Genomic DNA, 8,098 nt, shown 5'->3' on the forward strand with positions numbered 1-8,098 from the left:
CTAAATCATATCAAAGCTGAATCCGTTTGGGTTCAGCTTTTTGTTTAAGTCTGTGAATGGGCTTCTTGCAGATTTCGCAAATCACGCGAATCTACAAACTGAATCTCCAAAGATAAATCTGCGTCATCTGCGAAATTTGCGTGAGATATATTCTCACAGATTGCGCAGATTACGCAAATCTATGAAGTAAGACCAAAAAGATAAATCAGCGAGATTCGCGAAATCAGCGAGAAATATTCTCTCGTAAATTGCACAGATTATGCGAATCTATGAGATAAAACAAAATATGAATCAGCGAGATTTGCGAAATCTGCGAGAGTCACTCTTCCATACAGATTGCTTTTTAAATCATAATTTCAGCATTATCCTTTTGTATTGTAAACAAAACTCTGTAACTTTGCTTCTATCAAAACAAACAATCTAATGAATAATACAATGGAAAAGAAAATCGTAATGGTAACTGGTGCCACGAGTGGTATCGGAGAAGCCTGCGCAAAGAAGTTTGCACAGGGTGGATATAACGTAATCATCACAGGAAGAAAGGCCGACAAATTAGCATCTCTCAAGACCGAACTGGAGCAGTTGGGTGCAGAAGTATGTGTATTGGAGTTTGATGTCCGCAACCGTGAAGCTGCCAAAAAGGCCGTGGAAAGTCTTACAGGAAAGTGGGCAAAGATAGATGTACTCGTGAACAACGCCGGTCTTGCGCTCGGGTTAGATCCTGAATACAACGGCGACTTCGAGGATTGGGACATAATGATTGATACCAACGTCAAGGGCTTGCTCACTATGACACGCTATATCGTACCGGGAATGGTGGAACGCAACCACGGTCACGTAATCAACATCGGCTCCGTAGCAGGCGATGCAGCCTACGCAAACGGCAATGTATATTGTGCCACGAAAGCTGCCGTGAAGACCATAACAGACGGACTTCGTATCGACGTTGCCGATACTGCCATCCGTGTTACCAACGTTAAGCCCGGTCTCGTTCAAACCAACTTCTCAAACACCCGTTTCCACGGCGATGACGAACGTGCAGAAAACGTATATAAAGGTATCAAACCTCTGACCGGCGACGACATTGCCGACGTAACATTCTATGCAGCAAGCGCTCCCGAACACGTACAAATTGCAGAAGTGCTCGTATTGGCTACACATCAAGCAAGTGGAAGTGTCATTATGAGGAAATAATGGGAAATGTTAAATGGGAGATGGGAGATGGGAAATGAGAAAAGGAGAAAAGGAGAAAAAGTTAAGCATAGATTATACTTTTGCACGGAAAGTGGCTGATGGTAACGACACAGCTCAGCACTATTAGCCTTCCCTACCTCACCATAGTTTAATAAATTTTGCGTACACATTTTACACCCGTACAAGAAATAAAGATTTTCCATTTTACATCTCACTTTTCACGTTTCCCATCTAACATTTCCCATCTCACATTTAACATTTCACGTTTCCCATTTAACATCTCCCATCTTCCATTTCACATTCAAAAACCTCACATCCTCCTACTCATCCTTTTCCGTTTGATATCCAGTTTCATCGGGTCTTTCACGGCTTCGTGCTGCATCAAATAGAGGTAACGTTCCGTAATGCTGCACACACGCACATTCTTTCTGTCGGCCAGATGCGAGTAGACTACGGCAGGTGCTTTCGGAGGAACCACATTCAGCACGTGGAAAATGCTGTTCACGATAGCTCCGAAGCCTAATGGCACACCCCGCTCATTGCGCAAGGCCTGCGTTTCCCACACCGAATGACAGAGTTCCACCAAGTCGCACTTCGTTCCTTTCCATACCAAACCTTCCTCCGGACTGCGTTTTATCAGATTCCTGAAGTCAGCCACCACGGTTTCCAACATTCTTTCACGGCACATTCTCTGCATTTCCTTCTCGTTCACTTCAGAATCTCTTACGCTTTTCATCTCGTTTTCAATAATTGTGTTCATTGCAAATCATTTAGGCAAATAAGTCTTTCGATTCCTGACAACGGGCAGCACAGTATCTAAGACTATTCGGTTAATTCAATAGATTAAATCAGACTCATAATTAAGAGCACCTACATTCCTCCCGTTACGTTTGCAAAGATAAACGCAGCGGCTGCACTATATGTTCAATCTTGAGAAAATATTAGTTAAATAAAACGAACCGATGAAAAGCAAAAATCTTTATCCGAGGCAGAAATAATATAACAATCTCTCACAGATGCCACAGAATCACAGATATTCTCTCTTAGCTCCCAAACACAGAGAAGGTAAAAAGAATATTTGTGATCCTGTGAGGTCTATGAGAGATTAAGCCAAAAGATAGCGAAACACAGAACTTATAAACATCTGATAAACAATAAATTAAAAACGTTTTTAACTCTTCGCAAAAACGTAATGCAGACCTACAAAGAATACAGGCTAATCCTCTCACAAACGATTGCTGCCTGCCACTTTACCCGTTGTCCAAGCTGCCTGAAGATTGAAACCACCCGTTATTGCGTCAATGTCGAGCATCTCTCCGGCAAAGAAAAGACCGGGACAGAGCTTGCTTTCGAGCGTATTGGAGTTGATGCTTTTCAGACTGACACCTCCACACGTAACAAATTCGTCGCGGAATGTGCCCCTGCCCGAAACCCGATGCGTGTCGTTCGTCAGCGTTTCTATCAGCTTGTTGATGCTTTTCTTGCCCAGTTCTTCCCAACGTTTTTCGGGCGACAGCCCTGCACGCTCTATGAGATAATTCCATATTCTGCCTGACAATTCATAGGGACGGACGCTGCCGAGCTGCTTTTTCGGATTCTTTGCAATGATGCCCGTAATGCGTTCTTCAACGATGGAGGCGTTTGTCTCGTTCAACCAATTCACGGAAACGGGAAACTCGTAGTCACATTCGCTTACGTATCGGGCTGCATAGGATGAGAGTTTCAGCGTTGCCGGACCACTCATTCCCCAATGTGTGATGAGCAACGGCCCCTGACTGCGAAACTTTGTAGAGGGAATAGAGAGCGAAACCGGCTCCACCACCGTGCCCATCAGGCTGCAAAAAGCCTTCTCGCTGACATTGAACGTGAAGAGCGACGGCACCGGTGCTTCTATTTTATGCCCAAGACTGGCCAGATACTGCAACCCTTCAGCACGAGGCGAACCTCCCGTAGTAACGATTATTCTGTCGAAAGTTTCCGAACCGTGCGCTTTGAACCTTGCCTCCAGTCTGCCATCGCTCAATGGCTCAACAGCTTCCAGCGCATAGTGTGTCTTTACCTCTACACCCAGTTTCGATGCCGTGTGCGTAAGACAGTCTATCACGGTCTGCGAATCCTGAGACACAGGGAACACACACTGGTCGGCCTGGGTGGTCAATTTCACTCCGTGTTCCTCAAACCATCGGTAGGCATCCTTGTGATCAAACGACTTGAAAAGTCGTTTCAATAGTTTGTCGCCACGTGGATATGCCTGTTTCAGGTCGGTAATTTCCTCAAAGGAATTGGTAAGGTTGCAGCGTCCACCTCCCGAAACGCCCACTTTCGCCAGCACACGACCGGCCTTCTCAAAGATAGTTACCTTTGCGTGAGGATTCGTTTCCTTGGCGGCAATGGCAGCAAAAAAGCCTGCTGCCCCTCCACCTATGATGGCAATGTGCGACATAATGGGGATAAATGATTGAATTTAAAAGGAATACACACAAACAAGCGGGCTGACAAAGCAGAAGCAAAGCAGCACACCTATTCTATTTCTTCCACGTGCGTGTTGGGCACCTCGCGTTCTTTCAGCATCTGGTCCAAACTCTTGAAGGTATAGGCAGCCTTGTCCTTAACCATCGTAGTCTTGAAACGTTCGCGCAGTTCCATCAGTTTCTGAATCGCCAACGGATAGGTTTCGGCATTGATGCGCACCGCCATATCCTTAGCATTCTGCGGAGCAAACTCGAAATAAGTAATCAGCATCTGCTGGAACTGCAGCCGCTGACGCTCGTTCATCTCTTCGAGCTGCGCATTCATCTTGTCCTTCGCCTTGTAGATAATGAAGATGAGTTCGTCGGGTTCGCCACCACGCTGCCCGTGGTCGTATTTCTTTTCGTATTCAAAGTAGCAATCGCAATAGCCCTTGTCGGCAGTTCCTTGAGTTCCTGCAATGCAGGGTCGAGCACGCGCCGGCAGAAGTCGGAGAATTTCTTGTAGTTGTTCTCCAGTCGCAGCATCTTCCTGAATTCCAGAGTCTTGATTACCGTGCGTCCTTTTTCCACCCACGATTCGATGAACATATAAATGCGCTGCGTATAGCGGTTCTTGCAGGCAAACACAATCTGCTTGCCGAGTCTGTGATAGCCGAAATCGAGCGATACAAGGCGTTCTGCCACGCTTTGGTCGAGCTTCAGGATGGCATATTTGTTATAGGAACGGTCTTCGGGAATATAAACGTCGCAGAGGTTCGTCGCCTTCGTGTACTTTCGTCCCTCACTCGTCTTGTAGGGTATTTCCACCGGGATGGCAGCAAAGCATCTTCAGCGAGTTGCGCAACTGCGGATAATGGTTCGGATCCACGCAAGCTCCTTGAACGGCAGCCTTGATAGGCATACGGCCGTCCTCGTCCAGTTCGTCGGTCTTGAAGAGATCGAGCTGTGGATTCCGCTTGTTGTTGAGGATTCCGTGAAGAATCTGCTGAAGATTTTCAACGATGGAAACGAGGATGCGCACCTGAATGAGCGAATAGTCGTGGCGCATCATCGTAACGGCGATGGGCTGCAAGAGCCACGTTTCTTCCTCAATCGGTATCAGTTCGTCCGATATTCCGCGCTTTACCGGAGCTTTCTTGGCTTCGCTCCTTTCTTGCGCGTGGTGGCTTTCTTCGTTGCCGAAGCCGTTTTCTTGGTCGCAGCCGTGGGCTCTCTTCGCTGTCGGTGCAGCTTTCTTCTTTGTTTTTTTCGGTCGTTGCCATAAAACGATTTTATATTAAGACTACAAAGATAAACAAAGTTTTTCGGATTCGGGCGATTGTTGGCGACAAAAATAATCGCAGTTGTCGCATAGATGGAAAAGCAAAGGCGGTTCTTCGCCTGCATCATTCTACGGATTGCGCCGTCTCTGCCCAATCGGTGTCAGAGCTTTTCGCCGCAATGCGAACAGTATCTGTCTCCCTTTCTCCACCCGTTCGCCACACCTCGGGCATTCATTGTCCACCACTTTCCTGTTTGTTTCGTCGATAATCGTTGCCGAAACAATGCCCGTAGGCACGGCGATGATGGTGTAGCCGAGCAGCATAACGAACGCCGACAACACCTTGCCAACGCCTGTAACGGGCGTAATGTCGCCATAGCCCACGGTTGTCATCGTTACTATCGCCCAGTAGATGCTCGTGCCGATGCTGCTGAAATTGGGATTCACGCCGCTTTCCACCATAAACATCAGCGTGCCGATGATGGTAACGAGGATGAGAACGAAGAAGAAATAAACCAAAATCTTGTTCAGACTCTTGCGAATGGATGCAAGCAGCAGATAGCCCTCATTGATGAACGTGAAGAGTTTGAAGACCCGGAATATACGCAGAAAGCGAAACACACGCAAGATAATCATATAGCCGAGACTCGGGAAGAACACGCCGAGATAGGAAGGAAGAATGGCGAGCAGGTCTACGATGCCGAAAAAACTGAGCATATAGTCGCGTTTGCGTGGCGAACAATACACTCTGGCTATGTATTCCAAATGTGAAAAGCACCGTAAACAATTCCTGTGCAATGGTCCAGTCCGTCCTTTATTCCGGGCAGAAGTGTGTCCACGCTCTTCACGAACGAGACGATAAGGCTTACCAGAATGGCGAAGATAAGCCATTCGTCAAAGAGTTTTCCACGCTTTGTGTCAGACTCGAATATGATTTCGTAGAGCTGTTCTTTCTGCAACCAGTCGGGTAGTTTCATTCTTCTGCCAAGTTTGTTTAATTACAAAGGGATTTGCGTTGCGAAGAGAGTAGAAGGAGACTACACAAACAAACCCGTCCACTCATCGACTTGCAAACTCATCTCCTCGTAAACTTATCTTCTTGTCGCCTTGTCCACTCGTAAACTTGTTTCCTCGTCTCCTCGTTCACTCGTCCACTTGTAAACTCTTCCCCCTCGTCCACTCATCAATAAATCCTAACCTTGTCGCCCACTCGCAATCCGTCCTCAGCCAACTTACGGTTTTTCTTCACGAGGCTCTTGAGCCTTATGCCGTATTTCTGGGCAATATCGTAAAGACTTTCCGAATTGCCCACAACGTGCGGACACTTCTTGAACTGCTTCGGCGCACGCTTCTGCTTCTTCTTCAGCCAGATGATTTCGCCCGGATTCAGCCTGTCGCCCACCTTGCGCTCGTTGTATGTCGCCAATTTCCGCGCACTGATATTAAATTCCTTGCCGAGGCTCTTGAACGTATCGCCCTGACGCACATTGATATAGCAGTTTTCATTGAATATCTTCGGCACGTGCGCATTACTGTCGTAAGCCGTCTCGGGCTGCTGCCGCTGCACCACAGGATTCTCGTTGCACGCCTGTGGACGACGCCATTTCGACGTTGCCTTGTCGTATTCATAGAGCTTGTAGACCTCTATAATGTCAATAAGTTTCTGGGCATACACGGGGTTGGTGGCATATCCGGCACGCTTCAGTCCGTGTGCCCAGCCCTGGTAGTCGGTTCTTGAGAGCGGAAAAGACTGCTGTAACGCTGCCTGCCGCTGAGAAACCGGGAGTGGTCCTCATAGCTTCTCATCACGCTGTCGTAGGCACGGAAACACTCTCCCCGAAGGTCGTCGTCGTGGTAGATGGTTCGTCCCTCCCATCCGTGGCATTTTATTCCGAAATGGTTGTTGCCCTTCAGTGCCAGTTCGCTCTGCCCTGCCCCGCTTTCCAGCACGCCCTGCGCAAGCGTGATGCTCGCCGGGATGCCATACTTGAGCATCTCTTCGATAGCCATATCCTTATACCGGTCGAAATAATCCTGAAAGCGTTGGTTCCACTTCAGCTTTGGCGCGGCAAATGCCGAGCAAAACACGAGGAGAGTGGAACATAAAATAAGCGTAAATCGTTTCATCAAGACGCGAAAATATGTGAACCAACTGCAAATATAATGTATTTGAACGGAAGTCCAAAACATAAATACTTAAAAAACTTCAATTCAAAGATTATCAAATACAATCTATGAGGAACAGCTTATGCGTGTTTCTTCGCTTTTCCTTACTGCCAACACGCTCTATGGAGAAAAATTCGCAGCACTATGTGCTTTCCTAAATAGGCAAAAAAAGAGCAGAAGAAAACACGCTCATTTTCTTCTGCTCAATAAGTTAATAATTGATTACATACATCAATGAAATATCCTTATTTTGATCTTCCCTTTTAAATACAAAAGGACCATTATTCTTACTGACCTCAATCCTTGCGTGGAACCGACTGTTATCGTTTATGGGTCTTCACTATGGCACGATAAAATTGCATTGTATCCTTTCTTTACAGGACCGAAGATAGCTTGCCATCTTGATGTCGTTCCTTCAGGCATTCCGTAATCTTATTGCCACGACCCGTTGTTACATTAATCTCTTTTACACTTTTGGGATTATCTGACGTGCAAGTTACTTCATAACGAATATAATATTCATCCTTTGACACTTCTACTTCCGGCTGTGTTTCTCTTTCTCACTAACCCCATCATCCGTCAGAAGAACAAGCACAGCAACATAATGCAATAGCAATGATTGCAAACAAATTAACTTTTTCATATTACTCCTCATTTATCTAAATTTAATAGTTCTAATTGAAGTATGCACTCAGTTTCGATGAACAAAATTAGTGAACTTGTCAAACATAAACGACTAAAGGCTGACTTTTTCCTAACTTTATCATTATTTAACACTATAAAAATATTCAAAGGAATTGTATCTATCAGTTGGAAATCAGATACTTATTATCATTGAATAAGGCCTAACTCTCTAATTCATAGTACTTAAAGAAACATAAAATTCCTACTTATAAAGCAAAATTACATAATAAATCAAAAAAGAAAAGGAGGCTGCAACTGTCGGCAAGAACAGATTGATAGGGCATAGATTGTCTTGTGCGAATGAGCACTGCAGCCCGAATAT

At 45.9% G+C, this 8,098-nt stretch carries 3 protein-coding genes and 3 pseudogenes; 1 reads left to right on the top strand and 5 read right to left on the bottom strand.

Annotation, left to right across the window (positions count from 1 at the left end):
* Nucleotides 1–435: 435 nt before the first annotated feature.
* The gene (locus P150_RS0102860; RefSeq protein WP_028896407.1) at nt 436–1,194 is read left to right on the top strand and encodes an SDR family NAD(P)-dependent oxidoreductase; all 759 of its coding nucleotides are present in this window, start codon (nt 436–438) and stop codon (nt 1,192–1,194) included.
* A 310-nt stretch (nt 1,195–1,504) separates the two neighbouring features.
* Here the strand turns inward: P150_RS0102860 and P150_RS0102865 are convergent, their stop codons facing one another.
* The 5 genes and pseudogenes from P150_RS0102865 to P150_RS15755 all read right to left on the bottom strand — a co-directional run bounded on the left by P150_RS0102865 (nt 1,505) and on the right by P150_RS15755 (nt 7,053).
* Nucleotides 1,505–1,954, bottom strand: a complete 450-nt coding sequence (locus P150_RS0102865) for a hypothetical protein (RefSeq protein WP_051617477.1) — start codon at nt 1,952–1,954, stop codon at nt 1,505–1,507.
* 465 nt (nt 1,955–2,419) lie between these two features.
* Nucleotides 2,420–3,637, bottom strand: coding sequence for an NAD(P)/FAD-dependent oxidoreductase (locus tag P150_RS0102870; protein ID WP_028896409.1), 1,218 nt, complete (start codon nt 3,635–3,637; stop codon nt 2,420–2,422).
* A gap of 77 nt (nt 3,638–3,714) precedes the next feature.
* Nucleotides 3,715–4,895 (bottom strand): annotated as a pseudogene (locus P150_RS15745) (replication protein RepB).
* 192 nt (nt 4,896–5,087) lie between these two features.
* Nucleotides 5,088–5,903: pseudogene (locus P150_RS15750) on the bottom strand (ion transporter).
* Between the two features lie 206 nt (nt 5,904–6,109).
* Nucleotides 6,110–7,053, bottom strand: a pseudogene (locus P150_RS15755) (glucosaminidase domain-containing protein).
* Between the last annotated feature and the right edge of the window lie 1,045 nt (nt 7,054–8,098).

Source organism: Prevotella sp. HUN102, from assembly GCF_000688375.1.
Classification (GTDB): domain Bacteria; phylum Bacteroidota; class Bacteroidia; order Bacteroidales; family Bacteroidaceae; genus Prevotella.

Bases quoted from the DNA above. Each gene is read 5' to 3' on its own strand.
- P150_RS0102865 (WP_051617477.1), bottom strand. From the start codon at position 1,954: ATGAACACAATTATTGAAAACGAGATGAAAAGCGTAAGAGATTCTGAA.
- P150_RS0102870 (WP_028896409.1), bottom strand. From the start codon at position 3,637: ATGTCGCACATTGCCATCATAGGTGGAGGGGCAGCAGGCTTTTTTGCT.
- P150_RS0102860 (WP_028896407.1), top strand. From the start codon at position 436: ATGGAAAAGAAAATCGTAATGGTAACTGGTGCCACGAGTGGTATCGGA.